Raw genomic sequence first — 19,686 nt, 5'->3', positions numbered from 1 at the left:
TAATCATTTTGCGAAATCTTATATTTGGTAAGTCAAATCAATTTCTTTAGGTTATGCGGCACTAATGATTATGGTTTAAAATAGACAGTAACTCGGAAGGCATTTGAACAATAGGAGTTCTGCCAATGACTAAGTTAAAGTCTGCATACAGTTTATTTTTTTTTGTAGTAGTAGCTACTGCCCTCTCTGGCTGTAGTAAGCATGTTGATACGGTTTCTTTACAGGGTAGTACTATGGGCACCACGTATCATATTAAATATGTGCCTAATGATAAAACACCTGATATTGATACTTTACATGCCGAAGTCGAATTGACACTTGAGCAAGTGAATGACCAAATGTCGACCTATAGACCTGATTCTGAATTATCGACCTATAACAGACTAAAAGAAGGTCAGGGCATCAAGGTGTCTCCTGACTTATTAACCGTTATCAAAGAAGCAAAAAAGATTAATAAAATCTCTGATGGTGCTTTAGATATCACGGTGGGGCCGTTAGTGAACCTTTGGGGTTTTGGTCCACGTAAAGGGCAGTTAGAAGCACCAAAGGCTGAACAAATCGATGCTGCGAAAAAGCGTGTAAATATTAATGGTGTCGTCATCAATGGAGAGCGATTAGAAAAAGGCAGTAAAGATTTATACGCCGATTTATCTTCAATTGCTAAGGGCTTTGGTGTTGATAAGGTCTCAGCAATATTAGAAAAGTACCATGTCTCAGGTTACCTCGTAGAGATTGGTGGCGAGTTACGAGCTAAAGGTAAAAAAACAGATGGTTCAGGTTGGAAAGTGGCGATTGAAAAACCAACTTCAGATGAACGTAAAGTTCAGCAAGTAATTACACCTGGAGATATGGCGATGGCAACCTCTGGTGACTATAGAAATTATTTTGAAGAAAACGGAAAGCGCTATAATCATATCATTGACCCTAGAACTGGGATGCCAGTGCAACACCGTTTAGCATCAGTGACCGTACTCAATAAAGAATGTATGGTTGCAGATGGTTATGCTACTGCGATGATGGTTTTAGGCGTTAAAGATTCGTTAGCGCTTGCTAAAAAGCAAAACTTAGCGATAATGCTCATCGAAAAGCAAGATGATGGATTCAAAGTTCATTACAGTGATGCTTTCAAAAAATACGTAAAAGAGTAGTGGAGTCCTTATGAGCACCTTTATTGCCGCTTTTGTGGTGTTATTAACGTTTTTCCTATTGATGTCTATTGGCTATATCGTAAAGAGAAAAGCTGTAGAAGGCAGTTGTGGTGGCCTAGGTGCATTAGGTATTGAAAAAGCCTGCGATTGCGATGATCCTTGTGACAGACGTAAACGTCGCATGGAAAAAGAAGCAGCTCGTAAAGAGATGTTAGAGAAAAACAGAATTATTTAACCATAACTCTGCACTCCTCAATAACAGCGATATCATTTGATGTCGCTTTTTGTTTTTTCCTATCAGAGTTTACTCATCGAGTTTCTGGTTTATTAAAAAGAAACCCAAGTCCCTTATAAGCCCCCAGATGCAAAACATCTCCATGATCTAATGTTGGGTAAAACTGAAAATCTACCGCATTTGGCTTTAACCCTGCTTTAAGCGTTTTTTCATACAGTGATTTTGCAACCCGTTTCATGATGTCTCCTTCCTCTCCCACCGTTATAAACACTTTTCCTTTAAAGGTGGTTAAATCAAGAGGCTGAGATAATAAAGACTCTTTATCCCACCATAAGCTTGGGCTGACAATCAGATAGTTTGTGAACATGTTGGGTTGCTGATGTAATATCGTACTGGCTAACAACCCTCCTAGAGATTGACCCACCAAAGTTCTATTGTTTGTTGTGCGATAGTGAGCGTCTATTAACGGAAACACCTCATTGTTTAAATGGGAAATAAAAACACGAGACTTACCGGATGTTGGAAGCTCCTTTTGGTCTGTTAAATCTGAGCTTGGGTAAGTGAAATCACGGCGCCGATCGACATTCTGAATACCAACAACAATCACTTCCGGCATCGAGTTTATCCAAGAGAACGATAAAAATTGAGTTAATCCACTCATATGAACAAGATCTTCATCCAAACCACCATCTAAAAGGTAAATGACAGGGTAGCGTTTTGATTGAGTTTTGAAGTAACTGACAGGAAGATACACATTGAACTGACGGGTTTCATTAAGCGCTTTTGATTTCAACTTAATGGATTCTCCGATCACCAGTGGTGATTTATCTGTTACAGCCGCAGTAGCATTTAAATTAATCAATAAAGTCAAAAGTAGCAGTAGTCTTTTCATGTTGCGCCTCAATCCGTTTGAATTTTAATCCTACTTATTCAATTACCCTTTTACTGCGCTTAGGGATTACTTAATTTACCAAAATTACGAAAAATTTAGCTATAAAATTACGTCCAACACTTATATACTGTTTATATATACAGTTGTCGGTGTACTTTATGAAAAAGATCATACATGTGGATATGGACTGCTATTTTGCAGCTGTAGAAATGCGTGACTTTCCAGAATATAGAGATAAACCCCTTGCCGTTGGGGGAAGCCGGGAGCGTAGAGGTGTGATTTCAACCTGCAACTACGCAGCACGAGAATTTGGTGTCCGTTCTGCTATGCCTACTCAGCATGCTTTAAAACTTTGTCCTAATTTGGTTTTAGTGCCAGGACGTATGCAAGTCTATAAGGAAGTATCTCAGCAGATCAGAGAGGTCTTTGCTCAATATACCGATTTAATTGAGCCGCTTTCTTTAGATGAAGCCTACCTTGATGTGACGGATAGTCAGCATTGTCATGGTTCAGCGACGCTAATTGCAGAAGAGATCCGTAGCAAGATATTCGAATTGACGGGGTTAACAGCATCAGCAGGTATCGCACCGGTAAAATTTCTTGCTAAAGTTGCCTCAGACTTAAACAAGCCTAATGGGCAATTTGTCATCACACCTCAACAAGTCTCTGAGTTTGTTAAAACGTTGTCTCTACGAAAAATACCAGGTGTGGGTAAAGTGACAGAAGAAAAATTAGCTCAACTGGGCTTATCAACATGCGAAGATGTTCAACAATTTGATGAAAATAGACTGATTCAAAAACTTGGTAAGTTCGGGCAAATATTGATAGAACGAAGTTATGGCATAGATGAGCGAGCCATTGTGTCCTCTCGTGAGCGAAAGTCGGTTGGAGTGGAAACAACATTAGCTCAAGACATATTTCAATTAGAGCAATGTGAGGGCGTACTCGTAGGCTTAATTAAAGAGTTATCTGCAAGAGTTCAACGCAGTGCTAAAGAGCGTCAGATTCAAAAACAAGTGGTTAAATTAAAGTTTGCTGACTTTCAACAAACCACAGTAGAACAACGAAGTGATGAAATTTCACCTAAGTTATTTAAGCTGTTGCTCGTTGAAGCTCATGCTAGAGGCCAAAGAAGAGGAATTCGACTTGTTGGTATTTCAGTGGGACTACGCATTCAAGCTACCTCTGAACAAAGCGAACAACCTACACAATTAGAACTAATACCATAGTGCACTATTGTGTGGTTTAATTTTATACCTATCTACCTAATCGCTATTTGTGCAGTGAAATGTTTCATTGTTATAGTCTAATCACAATATAAAAATTCTTTTAAAATAATGCTTGTTGCACTTTAGTATTACACAATCAAAAATAAACTATTCCAATATAATAAAATTAAAAAGGAAGTCGTAATGAGGGTGTTGAAGCGTTCTCTCAGCTTGCAATTAGTGATTATGATTGTAAGCCCTCTTGCCATTATGTTGGCAATCGTAGCAAGTATATTGGTGAGTCATGAAAGCGATCGAGCGCGTAATCAGATAGATTCAGATATTCATAGTTTAGTTGAACTCAAAGCTACTGAGGTAAAGGGCTACTTTCAGGCTAAGGGCCAAATCATTCACACCTTATTTTCTCAGCCAGATGTATTGAATTGGTTTAGTCAATATCATGCACGAGGCTCAGATTTATCAGATGATGCCCAGTACAACAGAATCATTAAGCACTTCACGTATCTCACTGACAGCGATAAAGATATCAAGGCTGTATTTTTCGGTTCCGCGAACACATACGAATACTTCGATATTTTAGGCCGTTATGACGGTGATCCTAATTACTACACCAATAAACGACCTTGGTGGCAAAAATCTATCGATAAAAATGGATTATATGTGAGCGATCCTGCTGTTGATGCTAACGACGGTTCAATTTCAGCAACGGTTAAAACTATTGTTAGAAATCAGCAGGGACAATTAATTGGTATCGGTGGCATGGATATCTTAGTTGATACCATTGGTCAGCACTTACTAGCCCCCATTAAATATCAGCAGCAAGGTCAAGCCTTCTTGATGACGGATGAAGGGAAGTTAGTTTTTTTCAAAGGCTTTAATGACAGTTTTCCACCTGGCTCAATGCTGAGTAAAGTGGATGCCCACTTCAGTGATAGTAATGGCTTTTCAGCACTAGAAAGCGCAATGATCAACAATGACTCAGGTGTTGCCGAGGTCATTTTTGATGGTGTACCGCAGCGCGTGTCTTTTATGGATGTCTCGAGTGACTATCCACAACAGCGCTGGCATCTTGGTTTCATGCTACCTCAAACCGTTATCGATGCCCCTGTACAGAAAGTGGTGTTGAATGCTTCATTGGTAGCTGTTGGTATTATTTTACTCGTGGCTGCCATGGTGTGGATGATGTTATTACCGTTCAGAACACAATTGAAGAAACTGGTTGATGCAATGGAAAATATTGCTCAGGGTGATGGCGATTTATCTCAACGTATTGAACTTGATAGAGAGGATCAACTTGGCAGACTCGGCAAAGCATTTAATTTGTTCGCTGAAAAAGTTCAGTCTATGTTAAAGCAAACTGGTCAGCTTACGGCAAACGTCAGTCATGGTGTCGTCGAAGCCAATAAAGAATGTGAAGTTGCCGTTGATATTGTTAAACAGCAAAAGCTACAAATTGACTCAGTAGCAGCATCAGCCACAGAAATGGCACAAACAAGCCAAGAAATGGCTTCAAATACGCAAAATGCGATTGAGCTTGCAGATAATGCCCATACTCAGGCTGAAGATGGTGTAAAAATCGTTACCTTGGCCACAGACGGTATTCGTACTATGTCTCAGCAAGTGATTGAAGCAGCTGACGTGATACGAGAGTTACGTGGTAGCAGCGAGAAGATTGGCGAAGTCCTCAATGTTATCAGAGGTATTGCAGAACAAACCAATCTTTTAGCTTTGAATGCGGCTATTGAAGCGGCGCGCGCTGGTGAACAAGGTCGTGGTTTTGCGGTTGTTGCCGATGAAGTAAGAACATTGGCTTCTAGGACTCAGGATTCAACAACAAACATCCAACAAATTATCGAAACACTGCAGCAAAGTGCACTGCAAGCAGAGCAAGTGATGGAAACCAGTGTCGATCAAGCTAAGTCAGGTGAAGCATTGACTGGGCAAGTTGAAATAGCATTAAAAGACATCACGCAAGCGATTAACGATATTCAACAACAAACGACTGAAATTACTGTGGCGATCAGTCAGCAAGCGGTTGCAGCAGAAGAAGTTGCCAGTAATATTGAAGCAGTAAGAGCGCTTTCAGACAACTCGTTAACGTCAACCGGCCAATTGGCAAAAACCGTGAAAGAGTTTGATAGTACAACGATGCAATTATCAAATAACATCAACCAATTTAAAGTGTAGTTGTTAGAACGTAGCTCATGGTTTTCCATGAGCTACGATTATGATTATTTTAACTGAAAAGCCATTGATAGCCGTATCCTGCGAAAATCGCCATTGATAATACGACAGCTACGAAGGCAATAATCATCTTATTTTTGAAAATCGATTTCAATAAGATTACCTCTGTTAAGCTGGCGCCAGCACTTCCAATAATCAGAGACATTACCGCTCCCATGCTCATGCCTTTTGCTACGAGTGCCGCACTCAATGGAATCACGGCTTCGGCTCTGATATACAGTGGTATTCCGATAACCGCTGAAACAGGTATTGCCCACGGATTATCGTCACTGGCTACCGAAGAAATAAATTCAGTTGGGATAAAGCCATAAACAAACGCACCAATACCTATACCAATCAATAAATATGGAAGAACTTTTTTAAAGTCTTTCCAAGTACTCTTCCATACCCTAACCCAAATATTGCTTTGTGGTTTAGCCGAGCAACCAGATCCACAACCTTTCACTTCAGGTTCTAAATAAGCGTCAGGTTTTACGTATTTTTCAAAGCCCAAGTATTCAAGAATGATCCCTGCTGCAATTGACACACCCATAGCAATAACAAAGTAGAAGATGGCAACTTTGAAACTGAACGTGACAATAAATAAACCAATAATAATTGGGTTTAAAAGTGGGCTCGAAAATAAAAATACCAGCATAGTGCCAAATCCCGCTTTCGCTCTAAGTAATCCCTTTAAGAAGGGGATCGTCGAACATGAGCAAAATGGCGTGATAGCCCCAAGCAGAGCAGCAATTAAATACCCTCGGCCATTTTTACTGCTCAAAATACTTTGAATTTTTGCTGGTGGTATTTTTTCCTGTAGAAAGCCAACAATATAACTGATGACAAGAAACAAGACTGTGAGCTCAGCTCCTAAAAATAGGAACATATTAATAGTTTTTTCTATTGCTGAAATTTCCATAGTTTAATCTCTGTATTTCTGGAATAGTCGAAATATAAATTTGATTGTTGTCATGATCAAGTTATTTCTAGTAATATCGAATTAAAGTTTTTTAAGGTTTGATTATAATGAACGTAGATATTGCTGCTAAGGCGTTGAAAGAGCTAGGGCATTCAACACGACTATCCATTTTTAAGTCTGTAGTGAAAGCCGGATACGAAGGGATTGCAGTTGGTAATATCCAGGAAGCGTTAGCAATACCAGGGTCGACACTATCTCATCATATTTCAGCACTCGCTTCGGCTGGGCTAATTTCACAGCGAAGAGAAGGACGTACACTCTTTTGTGTTGCAGATTACGAAAAGTGGCAATCTGTTATCAATTTCATTCAAGATGAATGTTGTATCGATGAGCAAACCAATGAAGATTAATATTTATCAGGTGGATGCGTTCACTTCTTCTGTGTTTAGGGGAAATCCTGCTGCAGTTTGTCCCTTGGATAGTTGGTTGTCGGATGAACTATTACAAAATATCGCGACTGAAAATAATTTATCTGAAACCGCATTTTTTGTTAAAGAAGTCGACGGTTATCGTTTAAGGTGGTTTACGCCTAATGGCGAAGTTGATTTGTGTGGTCACGCTACTCTAGCAACAGCGCATGTATTGTTTCAGAATTTGAATAACACCAGTTCGGAAATTGAATTCTCTACTCGTAGCGGAACTTTATTGGTTAAACAATGTGACACTGGTTATCAGATGACATTTCCTGCGACGCAAATTAAAAAAGTTGTTGCACCAGATGCACTATTCCAAGGTCTAGGGATAGAACCACAAGAAGTGCTACTTGGTTTTGATTATTGCGTTGTCTTGGAAAATGAAGCACAAGTTAATGCCGTACAACCTGATTATAATTTACTGTCAAAATTAGAATTCCGAGGTGTTGTGATAACGGCCATCGGTGATGATTGTGATTTTGTAAGTCGCTGCTTTTTTCCCAAACTTAATGTCAATGAAGACCCGGTAACAGGTTCTGCACATTGTGAATTAGCACCTTATTGGGCTCAACAATTGTCTAAGAATACATTAACAGCAATACAGTTATCCAAACGAGTTGGAAAGCTTGAGTGCCGAGTTGAAGATAATAACGTTATCTTAATCGGTAACGCTGTAGACTATATGAAAGGCGTGATATCGATTAGATAGCTTGTGCGTAGATAAATAAATCTGTCGTTACGGGACTATCTTCAACAGGAAATTGCTTTCGATAGTATTCAATTATTTTGAAGTTATTCGATATCAGCTGTGCCTTTATGTGTTCATACTGATGATAATGAATATAAACTTGATCTCCACTGCTTGATGTTTGTATTCCCGATTTGTAATCCTCGTCTTCCATTGTACTGAGATAAAGTAACCCACCGGACTCTAATTTACCTCTAATATCTCTAATTAGCTTTTCGATATCTGCTTTGGATAAATACGGAGTACAAAAGCCGCAGACTACGGCATCGAATGTTTCATCAATTTTATTAACATCTCGGGCATCCAGTTTCATGGTTCTAGTCGACGGATTGTTCGCCTTCGTGAGTTCAAGCATATTTGGAGCGAGATCAGTGGCCAGTATCTTCAGCTCTGGTTTATTAGACAATAAGTAGTGAGTAATATTTCCGGGACCGCAGCCAAGCTCTAAAATTGATGCATTATCGTTGATGATACTGAGGAATCTATCGTAGGTATCAAAATAAAAATCGAAATTCATATACTTATCTTGGTAGCGTTGTGCCAAGCGATTGAATGTATCGACCGTAACTTCGTATTTATTCACTTAAAGTCCCTTTAATTAATGATATTAATAATCTACATGTGAATAAATGAAAAAAAAAGCCCCAACAAATGTTGAGGCTTAATCAAGTCAGTAAACTTAGTTTTTAGCTGGAATGCGTTCAAGAACCGCCAACAATAGCTCCCAGTATTGACCAACAGTTTCAATCAATACTTTTTCATCAGGGCCATGTGGGTAACGAATGGTTGGGCCAATGGAGACCATGTCCATTTCAGGGTATGGTTTTTTAAATAAACCACACTCAAGACCCGCATGAATGACCATGATATCAGGCTCTCTTTTATAGATATCGTGATAAGTTTCATTGACGAGCGCCATAACTCCAGAGCTGTTGTCTGGTTTCCAGCCAGGATATGCCCCACTGAATTCTACTTCAGCACCGCCTAGTTGTGCTAAGGCAGTAAGCATTCCTTCAACTTCACTGCGACCAGAGTCAATAAGTGAACGAATCAAACACAAGACATTAACGCATTCATCTTCTGTAGTGATAACACCAACATTTAAAGACGTCTCAACAACACCCGCCACGTCATCACTCATTCTAATTACGCCGTTAGGTGCAGCGTTAAGTAGAGCTATAAAGTCATTTTGAGTGTCCTCCGCCATGACTCTTTCTGGAGTCGCAACTTCGGTTAATGTGAAAGAAGTATTTGGATCGGCGACTGCGAGCTCTGCTCTAACGATGCCGTCAAATTGATCAACACGTTGGTTGAGCAGGTCAACTTTTTCTGCTGGTACAGTAAATACGATATCGGCTTCGCGTGGAATAGCGTTTCTTAAAGAGCCGCCAGTAAATGAAGCAAGCTCAAGTGCTAACTCATCCGCATGTCCAAAAAGAAAACGCGCTAACAGTTTATTAGCATTACCACGACCCATGTGAATGTTAACGCCAGAGTGGCCGCCTTTCAAACCTTTTGCTTCAAGTTTGAAGGCTTTCTGAGTTGACTCAACACCTTCCCAGGCCATAGGTACTTTGATTTCAGCATCCACACCGCCAGCGCAACCCATGTAGATTTCGCCTTCTTGCTCTGAATCCGTGTTAATGAGGATATCAGCTTCAAGTACACCGGCTTGAAGTCCAAAAGCGCCGGTCATCCCAGCTTCTTCATCAATGGTTAACAGAATTTCTAACGGGCCATGTTTAATGTCAGTTGAACCTAGAATCGCAAGCGCACTCGACATACCAATACCGTTGTCGGCACCTAAAGTTGTACCGTCAGCCGTAACCCAATCACCATCAACGTAAGCTTGAATAGGATCTTTAGTAAAATCGTGCTCTTTATCGTTGTTCTTTTGCGGCACCATATCTAAGTGTGCTTGGATACATACCGTTTTACGATCTTCCATTCCAGTTGTGGCTGGCTTTTTGATGATCAAATTACCAACGTGATCTTCTACAAACTCAAAACCTTTTTCGGATACCCAATCTTGAATATGTTGACTAAGCATTTGTTCGTGTTTTGAAGGGTGTGGAATTGAGCAAATAGTTTCAAACCATTGCCAAAGAGGTTGTGGATAAAGTTGATTTAATGCGGTCACGAGGGCTCCTTAAGCGCAATATCTATTTTGATGGCAGTATACCATGTTAAGTACTCATGCAAATGAAACACACCTTTCGATTCATTTTCTAAGCTAGTGACCTGAATTTCACATGCCCTGTGGGATGGGGGTTATGCTCATTTATCTATAAAACCATTCGATGATGCTCAATGTACACTTTCAGAGAGTCGAATACGCGTTGAATGAGCTGCAAAAAATAATGGGATACCATTCACATGTTTCGATGTAATTTTGCAACCATTAAATAATCATTATTATTCAGTGCTTTAGTTGTGAGTGTGTGACATTAAAGCAAACCAATATCACCTTTTTGTGTAACTAAATTACAAAAATAGCGGTATTTTTAGTTTATTTAGAAAAAATAGTTGTAATAAAACTACATTTATATATAATGCACTCATCGATTCGGAAGTGACACTGAATCGGATGTTGTTCTTCCAGGAAGGAAACGTGACTCCAAGGACCCGAGTAACAAGTTGTTTGTCTCCACGGATATGAGAATCTCTAGTTCCAAGGAACCGAGCCAAGCTTTACTAGAGTAATTTAATTTTTATAACAACTTAGAACTTTTTAGGAGTACTTAATATGTATACAGGTAACGAAAAACTATATTGGCAGAATACTTGGTTTAACGCTGAAGCGATGAAAGGCGGTTTATTCAGCATAAAGCTGTAAGAGCGTTTTTATCCCTTAACTGTGGTCGATATAAGACGACATAGTTAATTAAAGTAAATAATATAATTTTTTAAGGAATTTAATATGTATACCGGCAACGAGAATCTATATTGGCAAAACACTTGGTTTAATGCAGATGCGATTAAAGGTGGTTTGTTCATTATGAAGCTGTAAGTATTAATTACTTACTTAGCTGACCAGTTTTAGGGTTAACTGACCCTACTGTAAATAAATAATTAATTTATTTCGATGATCAGTTACCATTCACCCTTTGTTTTTACCCATTTGGGTCTATCAAATTCAAGTAGTGTGATTGGGAATGGCATCCGTCATTACTGAACATACCAAGTTATTCTTTTGTGTTGAGAGAGTAACTTCCTCTAAGAGGCCGCTTGCAAGATGTCTTCGCCTGCTCAATGAGCAGGCTTTTTTTTATGAGAAATTTATTGCAAAAATCGATGAAAATTTTCAACGATATAATCTTTAAATACTTCGATGCGTAACGGTCTGTGTTTGTCTTGAAGGTATAAAAGATAAAGCGATGTAGGCTCTATTTTCCAATTATCGAAAAGCGGTATTAATTGATGCTGTTGAACCTGAGTTTTACAATAAAGTTCAGGTACTCTAATGATCCCTTTGCCTGATGTTGCCCAAGAAAGCATAACCTTACCGTTCTTACAGATGAGATCACGATTAACCGTAATGTCGAGCGACTCATTAGTCGTTTGATGGTTAAAGATCCAATTTTTTAAACTTCCTACGATACATTTGTGATTAACCAGTTCTTTTGGTGAAGCAGGTTCACCGTACTCAGTAATGTATGCAGGACTTGCAAAAGTACCAATGGGTAGGTCGATCAATTTTCTTGCAATTAGTCTAGAGTCACTGAGCTTTCCCATTCTAAAAACAAAGTCAAATTCTCCAGAAATAAGATCGACCCTCTGGCTAGTAAAGTCCAATTCTATGTTGATATTAGGGTAAAGCTTTAGAAACTCATCAATAAGCGGTGCAACGATACTTTCACCTATATGGCCTCCGACACAATTAATATGAATACCGCCTGATAAAGAAGAGGTACTTTCAATTGCACGGTCAACGGCAATGTCGATACTGTCGAGTGCTTGTTTACAGCGAACAAAAAACGCTTCACCTTGAGGTGTTAATTTTTGGGTACGAGTTGTTCTCGTCAATAAGCTTATTCCAAGACCGGATTCTAACTGTGTTAACTGTTTTGATACATGAGAGCGAGAACACATTAAGTTTTCTGCAGCACGAGTAAAGCTTCCGGCTTCGGCTAACATGACAAAGGCTTTTATGTCGGAAAGATTGATATTCGTTTTCATCACACTCAAGGTTTTTCTGATGACATCTATTTGTCACTATACAGAAACAGTAATGTGAATACAGTCGTATATATCAACAGTTATTGAGTCTGTAATATTCGCTCCAACGTTCAAAGCAAGACTCGGAGAGATGATAATGAACAAAATGACTTTACTCGCAATCAGTGCAATTTCAGCGGCTGTATTTTCAGCGTTACCAGCATCAGCTGAATCAAATCAAACATTAACGGCTTATGCTTCAAAGCACGATAGCTTTCTGGGTGCAAAGTATCATGCAGGTAAAAACAAAGTTAGCTTCTTGAGTGAACAAACACGTATTGCTGGCAATGTATTTTTACCACCAAACTATGATGAGAATAAACAATATCCAGCTTTAGTTGTTATCACTCCAGCTAGCGGCGTAAAAGAGCAAACTGCGGGTATCTATGCTGAGAGAATGGCTCAAGAAGGCTATATTACTCTCGCTTTCGATCACAGAACCTATGGTGAGAGTGGTGGCTATCCACGAGGTATGGAAAATGCGCCAATGAAAGTAGAAGACATAAAAAATGCTATTACTTTTATTCGTTCTTTCCCTGGTGTTGATGCGCAAAGAATCGGAGAGTTAGGTTTGTGTTCTGGAGCAGGTTACAGCTTGCAAACAGCGATGCAAGACACTCGCATCGATTCAATTGCGACAGTGAGTGGATTTGTTGATTTTACCGATTATGGTATGGGCGAAAATACTCAATATATGGATACATTGACAGGCGATTCAGTCGAGCAATATCGTCAACAAATTAAGATGGCGAGTGATGCGCGTCAGAAGTACCAAGCTACAGGTGAAGTTATTCTAGTAGATGGTATTCCATCTGCCGAAAAAGCCAGAAATATGAATGAATTTTGGGTTCGTGCGGCAGACTACTATCGTAATCCGAATCGTGGTGGTGGCGCTAAAAATTATACACCAATGCGTGCAGCTTTATCGTTAGACACTCGATATGCATTTAACCCTTCTGAAAACATGAAGTTATTAAGCGATACGCCATTTTTAGCGATTACAGGGACAGAAGCATTATCGGCTTACTTCAGTAAAGTTGCTGTAAAACGTGGCAAAGAAGTTGGCGGAAGCGTTGAGTTATTCGAAATTGAAGGTGCACAGCACTTCGATTTATATGATCAAAAACGTTATGTAGAGCAAGCCGTTGTCAAGCTAAACAGTTTCTTTAGCAAGACACTCAAAAAGTAGTCCTAGCTGAATAGCTTTAAGCTCATTGTCAATGGGTGGGAGAGTATTAAACATTAAGCCTCATAAGCATATTGTTCAGTGAGGCTTAATGCTATCAATGGTAAAAGTAGATACAAATATCAGACTAAAACACTAAAGTATCTGTAATTATTGCGTTTTAAATTAAAGTTAAACTTTATCAGTTGTTTACGGTGTTCATGGCTAAAATTTTGAGATCTGGCTCTCTAAATTCACACTCTTAAATTGTTGTTAAATTACATTAAAGTGACTATTTTTAATTTTTTGATAAAAATAGTTGTAATAAAACTACATTTATATATAATGCACTCATCGATTCGGAAATAATGTTTGAATCGATTGTTATTCCAGGAAGGAAATGCACTCCAAGGACCCGAGTAACAAGTTGTTTGCCTCAACGGATATGAGAACCTCTAGTTCCACGGAACCGAGCCCAAACGCTTTACTAGAGCTATTTTTGATTTTATAACAACTTTGAACTTTTGTAGGAGTACACATTATGTATACAGGAAATGAAACCCTTTATTGGCAAACCACTTGGTTTAGTGCAGAAGCGATTAACGGCGGGTTGTATACACTATCAGTTTAATAAGCTGAACAGTTTTATAGGTCTGACTGAACCTTATATCAGTTACCATCATTCATCACCCTTTGGTACCCATTTATTTTGGGTTGTTTGAACAGATTCAAGTAGCATAGCCGGCGACTATTTTGTGCTGATTATGCCAAGAGTTTTCTACTACTTTAAGTAGAAAAAGCTTCCTCGAAGAGGCCGCTTGCAAGATGTCTTACCCGCTCATTGAGCGGGTTTTTTTTTGCCATTTTTTTATGAATGTCTTGAACTTTCAAACTCTTTGAATATTACGTCAGTGATCATTTAAGAATTCTAAGATTTTAGATGTGTCTTTTCCAATATCTGTTTGGGTATGCTCGTCTGTTGTTGGTTTTATTGCTTCAAGTGACGACTTTAGTGTTTTTAGTGATTCTGCCAAATGTGTTACGAGGGTTGTAAGCTTTCATGATGTATAAATTCATCACTGTCAGGCAATAAATTAACTCTAGTAATTTATGTTTTAACTATTTTATCTTAACTTTTTTTAAGCTTCTGTAACAATACTAAACGCTTACTCAGTGAGCTTTCAGCGTCGGCTCCTCTTCGTTCTAAAAGATGTAAATTAGCCACGCTAGTTTTGTCATCCACGTCTTGAATAATCTCTTAAAAATTACAGTTTCAAGTATCTTGAGTGAATGTATGCCACTTTTCTATGCTGTTGAATAAGCGATGTCAGCTGTTTTGATAATTTATCTGAAAAACAAAACTATGAGTTTGATCACATTATTCTATGACGATGTGATAGATACCAGTATAATTCGCCCGTTTTCATTGTGGTTAATATGAAAACATCCTCTGGATCTCAATAAAAATAACATAAAGTAGTTGATGATAAGTTTCTTCAGAGTTTTTATGTTCAGATATAGTGCAGTACGAGACGTAACGTAAGGCGCATAGTAATAGCTATGTAACCCAAGTAGCAACGCAGTAATGTACTAGAAATTGAAATGAAAAATGTTCAAAAACTTATGAGCAGCTACTTGCTTACCAAGGACACGCTTAAATGTTTGAAAAGCTTTTCAAGCTGAAACAGCATCACACCACAGTAAAACGTGAAGTGCTTGCTGGGGTCACGACTTTCTTAACTATGGCATACATCATTTTCTTGAACCCAAATATCTTAGCAGATGCGGGCATGGATCATGGTGCGGTATTCGTTGCTACCTGTGTGGCAGCTGCGATTGGCTGTATGATCATGGGGTTCTACGCTAATTACCCGATTGCGTTAGCGCCAGGTATGGGCTTAAACGCATTTTTCACTTATACCGTTGTAGGTGAAATGGGGTATACATGGCAAACAGCATTAGCTGCAGTATTTCTCTCAGGGATCTGTTTCTTATTTTTATCACTGTTTAAAGTGCGCGAATGGATCATCAACTCGATTCCAATGGGATTGCGATTTGGTATTACTGCAGGTATCGGAATTTTCTTAGCCCTAATCGGCTTGAAAAGTGCAGGAATTGTTGTTGCTAGCCCTGCGACATTAGTTACTTTAGGTGATATCACTGCGTTTCCTGCTGTTATGGCTGGACTGGGCTTTATTTTGATTATAGCTATGGTGCAACGTGGTATGCATTCGGCAGTATTTCTGAGCATCTTAATTATTACTTTAATCGGTCTCGCATTTGGTGAAGTGAAGTACCAAGGCATTGTTTCTATGCCACCAAGTGTAATGCCAACATTTATGCAAATGGATTTATCTCATGTGTTTGAAGTGAGTATGATTTCCGTGGTCTTTGCATTTCTGTTTGTGGACTTGTTTGATACTTCAGGCACTTTAGTGGCTGTTTCACAACGTGCAGGACTGCTTGATGATCAAGGTAAGTTGCCACGTTTGAATCGTGCGTTAGTCGCTGACAGCGTTGCGACCATTGCAGGCTCTGCACTCGGTACATCAACGACTACAAGTTACATTGAAAGCACTGCAGGTGTGAGTGCTGGTGGACGAACAGGGTTAACCGCCGTAGTTGCGGGTGTCATGTTCTTATTGGCACTGTTCTTTGCACCTCTTGCGGGTATGGTGCCAGCGTTTGCTACAGCAGGGGCACTGTTTTATGTTGCAATGCTAATGATGGCTGGCTTAACGCACGTAGAATGGGAAGATCTGACCGAAGCGGCCCCCGTTGTCGTAGTATGTATTCTTATGCCGCTGAGCTTTTCAATTGCAACAGGCATTGCAATGGGTTTTGTGTCATACGTATTGATTAAGCTGGTTTGCGGTCGTGCGAAGGAGTTGAATTTAGGTGTTGCAGTCATTGCAGCCTTATTTATGCTCAAGTTTGTATTTGTATAAGAACCTTTCTATTGCGGTCGTTGGCGATAATGTCAGCGATCGTAACATTTCTTAAAATTATTTTATTCTCTCCCTTGTTTTCAATAAAGCCATCCCAATATATGTGGTTATACAGATTTTAATGAATTCATCTGTTATCCCATTAAACAAACTTTCATGATGGGAAAGCTTGAAAAGGGCGAATTGAATCCCCACATCGAGTTTATAAACAGATTATTGCGTATTATTTTTTTGGAGGACCTCATGGGTAAAATTATTGGTATCGATTTGGGCACAACCAACTCTTGTGTTGCGGTATTAGACGGTGACAAAACTCGAGTGATTGAGAATGCTGAGGGCGATCGTACCACTCCATCAATCATCGCATATACAGACGACGAAACATTAGTAGGTCAACCTGCAAAGCGTCAAGCGGTAACAAACCCAACAAATACGATTTTTGCGATTAAACGTTTAATCGGTCGTCGTTTTAAAGATGACGAAGTTCAACGTGACGTAGACATTATGCCTTTCAAAATTGTAGGCGCTGATAACGGCGATGCATGGGTTGAAGCAAAAGGCGAAAAGATGGCGCCACCACAAGTTTCTGCAGAAATTCTTAAGAAAATGAAGAAAACAGCAGAAGATTTTTTAGGTGAAGAAGTTACTGCAGCCGTTATTACTGTACCAGCGTACTTTAACGACTCACAACGTCAAGCAACAAAAGATGCTGGTCGTATCGCAGGTCTTGAAGTTAAGCGTATCATTAACGAGCCAACAGCAGCGGCACTAGCTTACGGCATCGATAAGAAAGAAGGCGATAACATTGTTGCTGTATACGACTTAGGTGGTGGTACATTCGATATCTCTATTATCGAAATCGACAATCACGATGGTGACCAAACGTTTGAAGTATTAGCAACGAATGGTGATACTCACTTAGGTGGTGAAGACTTTGATACTCGCTTAATCAACTACCTAGCTGATGAGTTTAAGAAAGAGCAAGGTTTAGATTTACGTCAAGACCCTTTAGCAATGCAGCGTCTTAAAGAAGCAGCAGAAAAAGCGAAGATTGAGCTATCAAGCACGACTCAAACTGAAGTGAACCTACCTTACATCACCGCTGATGCAACAGGTCCTAAGCACTTAGTAGTTAAAGTAACTCGTGCGAAACTAGAATCTTTAGTTGAAGATTTAATTAAGCGTTCTCTTGAGCCATTAAAAGTAGCACTTGCTGACGCAGACCTATCGGTTTCTGACATCAATGAAGTGATTCTTGTTGGTGGTCAAACGCGTATGCCTAAAGTTCAAGAAGAAGTTGCAAACTTCTTCGGTAAAGAGCCACGTAAAGACGTTAACCCTGATGAAGCTGTTGCTTCTGGTGCGGCTATCCAAGGTGGTGTTCTTGCTGGTGACGTTAAAGACGTACTTTTACTAGACGTTACGCCTCTGTCTTTAGGTATTGAGACTATGGGTAGTGTAATGACTAAGCTTATTGAGAAAAACACAACGATTCCAACTAAGGCATCGCAAACCTTCTCAACAGCTGAAGACAACCAAAGTGCTGTAACGATTCATGTACTTCAAGGTGAGCGTAAGCAAGCAAGCGGTAACAAGTCTCTAGGCCAATTTAACCTAGAAGGTATTGAAGCTGCACCACGTGGTATGCCACAAGTTGAAGTTGCATTTGACATCGATGCTGATGGTATCTTGCATGTATCTGCAACTGATAAGAAAACAGGTAAAGCACAAAATATCACAATCAAAGCATCTTCAGGTCTAAGTGACGACGAAGTTGAGCAAATGGTTCGTGATGCTGAAGCGCACGCTGATGAAGATGCGAAGTTTGAAGAACTTGTTCAAGCTCGCAACCAAGCTGATGGCATGGTTCACGCGACTAAGAAGCAAATCGAAGAAGCAGGTGAAGCACTTCCTGTAGACGAGAAAGAAAAAATCGAAGCAGCAATGGCTGACGTTGATGCAGCGACTAAAGGCAACGACAAAGAAGCTATCGATACAGCTACTCAAAAGCTAATGGAAGCTTCAGCTAAGTTGATGGAAATTGCGCAAGCTAAAGCACAAGCTGGCCAAGCACAAGGTGCTGATGCAGGCGGTGAAGAGCAAGCGAAAGATGCAGCGGCTGAAGATGTCGTAGATGCTGAATTCGAAGAAGTTAAAGACGAAGACAAAAAGTAATTTGTTGAACGCTTCAACTCTATAACACTTTTAAAATGGGCGTTCTGGGAAACCAGTAACGCCCTTTTGTCTAATTGAAGATTAATCTAAATAAGCAAAGATTATGTCAAAAAGAGATTACTACGAAGTATTGAGCGTTGGCCGTGACGCCAGTGAGCGAGAAATTAAAAAGGCTTATAAACGCCTGGCAATGAAGTATCACCCAGATCGTAATCCAGGTGATAAAGAAGCAGAAAAGAACTTCAAAGAATGCAAAGAAGCTTATGAAATTCTGACCGACAGCAGCAAGAAAGCGGCTTATGATCAGTTTGGTCATGCAGGTGTTGACCCGAACCAAGGTGCTGGAGGCTTTGGTGGCGGTGGTAATGCTGATTTTGGTGACATCTTCGGTGACGTATTTGGTGACATCTTTGGTGGCCGTCGTGGTGGCGGTGGTCAGCGTCAAGCTGCTCGTGGCTCAGACTTGCGTTACAACCTTGAGCTATCGCTAGAAGAGGCGGTAAAAGGGTTAACTAAAGAGATCCGTGTTCCAACATTAGTTGGCTGTGATACCTGTGATGGAAGCGGTGCAAAAAAAGGTACATCTGCTTCAACTTGTGGAACTTGTAACGGTGCTGGTCAAGTACAAATGCGCCAAGGTTTCTTTGCTGTGCAGCAACCATGTCCAACGTGTCATGGGCGCGGTAAGGTAGTCAAAGATCCTTGTAACAAGTGTCATGGTGAAGGCCGAGTTGAAAAGACTAAAACGCTTTCAGTTAAGATCCCTGCTGGTGTAGATACGGGCGACCGTATTCGTCTTTCTGGTGAAGGTGAAGCGGGTGAGTATGGTGCACCTCCAGGCGATTTATACGTTCAAGTTAGTGTACGTGAGCATGGTATTTTTGTTCGCGATGGCAATAACTTGTATTGTGAAGTACCAATTTCATTCAGCACAGCTGCGTTAGGTGGCGAAATTGAAGTTCCAACCTTAGACGGTAAAGTGAATCTTAAAATACCTGCAGAAACGCAAACAGGACGTATGTTCCGTTTACGTGGTAAAGGCGTGAAGTCTGTTCGCAGCCATGCAATTGGTGATTTACTGTGTAAAGTCGTAATGGAAACACCTGTTAATTTGAGCGAGCGCCAGAAAGAATTACTGCGAGAGTTTGAAGAAACCTTAGGTGGTGATTCTAAAACCATGAAGAAACATAGCCCGAAAGCGGAAGGTTTCTTTGATGGTGTGAAGAAGTTTTTTCAGGATTTAAATAGTTAGATACAGTCATTGTTAGCGACTTATTTTTTATAAAAAGGCCACCTTAACAGGTGGTCTT

General features: G+C 39.9%; 15 protein-coding genes. 10 read left to right on the top strand and 5 right to left on the bottom strand.

The annotated features are described in order from the left end of the window. Nucleotides 1-125: 125 nt before the first annotated feature. The gene (locus AC1EU2_RS10430; protein ID WP_480298224.1) at nt 126-1,148 is read left to right on the top strand and encodes an FAD:protein FMN transferase; all 1,023 of its coding nucleotides are present in this window, start codon (nt 126-128) and stop codon (nt 1,146-1,148) included. Nucleotides 1,149-1,158: 10 nt separating this feature from the next. Further along, nucleotides 1,159-1,383 carry a (Na+)-NQR maturation NqrM gene (gene nqrM, locus AC1EU2_RS10425; protein ID WP_129945417.1) on the top strand — a complete coding sequence of 75 codons (225 nt, stop codon included), beginning with the start codon at nt 1,159-1,161 and terminating at the stop codon, nt 1,381-1,383. 73 nt (nt 1,384-1,456) lie between these two features. Here the strand turns inward: nqrM and AC1EU2_RS10420 are convergent, their stop codons facing one another. Continuing rightward, nucleotides 1,457-2,275 carry an alpha/beta hydrolase gene (locus AC1EU2_RS10420; protein ID WP_480298223.1) on the bottom strand — a complete coding sequence of 273 codons (819 nt, stop codon included), beginning with the start codon at nt 2,273-2,275 and terminating at the stop codon, nt 1,457-1,459. A 158-nt stretch (nt 2,276-2,433) separates the two neighbouring features. Here AC1EU2_RS10420 and dinB point away from each other — a divergent pair, with 158 nt between their 5' ends. Together dinB and AC1EU2_RS10410 are read left to right on the top strand one after the other, a co-directional pair. Beyond that, the gene (gene dinB, locus AC1EU2_RS10415) at nt 2,434-3,504 is read left to right on the top strand and encodes a DNA polymerase IV (RefSeq protein ID WP_480298222.1); all 1,071 of its coding nucleotides are present in this window, start codon (nt 2,434-2,436) and stop codon (nt 3,502-3,504) included. A gap of 183 nt (nt 3,505-3,687) precedes the next feature. Next, a complete protein-coding gene (locus AC1EU2_RS10410; protein ID WP_480298221.1) occupies nt 3,688-5,691 on the top strand; it encodes a methyl-accepting chemotaxis protein in 2,004 nt (667 codons plus the stop codon). A 49-nt stretch (nt 5,692-5,740) separates the two neighbouring features. On the opposite strand, the gene AC1EU2_RS10405 is transcribed toward AC1EU2_RS10410, so the two are convergent. Next, nucleotides 5,741-6,649, bottom strand: coding sequence for a permease (locus AC1EU2_RS10405; RefSeq protein ID WP_480298220.1), 909 nt, complete (start codon nt 6,647-6,649; stop codon nt 5,741-5,743). A 107-nt stretch (nt 6,650-6,756) separates the two neighbouring features. Between AC1EU2_RS10405 and AC1EU2_RS10400 the strand changes: the two genes are divergently transcribed. Both AC1EU2_RS10400 and AC1EU2_RS10395 read left to right on the top strand, forming a co-directional pair. Then, nucleotides 6,757-7,059, top strand: a complete 303-nt coding sequence (locus AC1EU2_RS10400) for an ArsR/SmtB family transcription factor (RefSeq protein ID WP_480298219.1) — start codon at nt 6,757-6,759, stop codon at nt 7,057-7,059. Beyond that, nucleotides 7,049-7,831, top strand: a complete 783-nt coding sequence (locus tag AC1EU2_RS10395) for a PhzF family phenazine biosynthesis protein (RefSeq protein WP_480298218.1) — start codon at nt 7,049-7,051, stop codon at nt 7,829-7,831. The genes AC1EU2_RS10400 and AC1EU2_RS10395 overlap by 11 nt, the downstream gene beginning before the upstream one ends. Here the strand turns inward: AC1EU2_RS10395 and AC1EU2_RS10390 are convergent. From AC1EU2_RS10390 to AC1EU2_RS10380, 3 genes are all read right to left on the bottom strand, one after another. After that, nucleotides 7,824-8,453, bottom strand: coding sequence for a class I SAM-dependent methyltransferase (locus tag AC1EU2_RS10390; RefSeq protein WP_480298217.1), 630 nt, complete (start codon nt 8,451-8,453; stop codon nt 7,824-7,826). The two genes, AC1EU2_RS10395 and AC1EU2_RS10390, sit on opposite strands and share 8 nt — an antisense overlap. A 96-nt stretch (nt 8,454-8,549) precedes the next feature. Further along, nucleotides 8,550-10,010 (bottom strand): aminoacyl-histidine dipeptidase, encoded by a 1,461-nt coding sequence (locus tag AC1EU2_RS10385; protein WP_480298216.1) that lies wholly within the window; start codon nt 10,008-10,010, stop codon nt 8,550-8,552. Between the two features lie 1,139 nt (nt 10,011-11,149). Then, complete coding sequence (locus AC1EU2_RS10380) at nt 11,150-12,049, bottom strand: LysR family transcriptional regulator (RefSeq protein ID WP_480298215.1); 900 nt, start codon at nt 12,047-12,049, stop codon at nt 11,150-11,152. Between the two features lie 136 nt (nt 12,050-12,185). Between AC1EU2_RS10380 and AC1EU2_RS10375 the strand changes: the two genes are divergently transcribed. The 4 genes from AC1EU2_RS10375 to dnaJ all read left to right on the top strand — a co-directional run bounded on the left by AC1EU2_RS10375 (nt 12,186) and on the right by dnaJ (nt 19,628). Further along, nucleotides 12,186-13,277, top strand: a complete 1,092-nt coding sequence (locus AC1EU2_RS10375; protein ID WP_480298214.1) for an alpha/beta hydrolase — start codon at nt 12,186-12,188, stop codon at nt 13,275-13,277. A gap of 1,634 nt (nt 13,278-14,911) precedes the next feature. After that, nucleotides 14,912-16,201: an NCS2 family permease gene (locus AC1EU2_RS10370; protein ID WP_480298213.1), complete on the top strand. Its 1,290-nt coding sequence runs from the start codon at nt 14,912-14,914 to the stop codon at nt 16,199-16,201. A gap of 243 nt (nt 16,202-16,444) precedes the next feature. Continuing rightward, nucleotides 16,445-18,376, top strand: a complete 1,932-nt coding sequence (gene dnaK, locus AC1EU2_RS10365; protein WP_480298212.1) for a molecular chaperone DnaK — start codon at nt 16,445-16,447, stop codon at nt 18,374-18,376. Between the two features lie 103 nt (nt 18,377-18,479). Then, entirely contained in the window at nt 18,480-19,628 is a 1,149-nt protein-coding gene (dnaJ, locus tag AC1EU2_RS10360; RefSeq protein ID WP_480298211.1) for a molecular chaperone DnaJ, read from the top strand. The last annotated feature ends 58 nt before the right edge of the window (nt 19,629-19,686 follow it).

The sequence above is a fragment of the Parashewanella sp. 2304DJ23-3 genome (assembly GCF_056591695.1).
The sequence above is the reverse complement of the archived record's forward strand: the minus strand, read 5'-3'. Positions and strand labels throughout refer to the sequence as shown.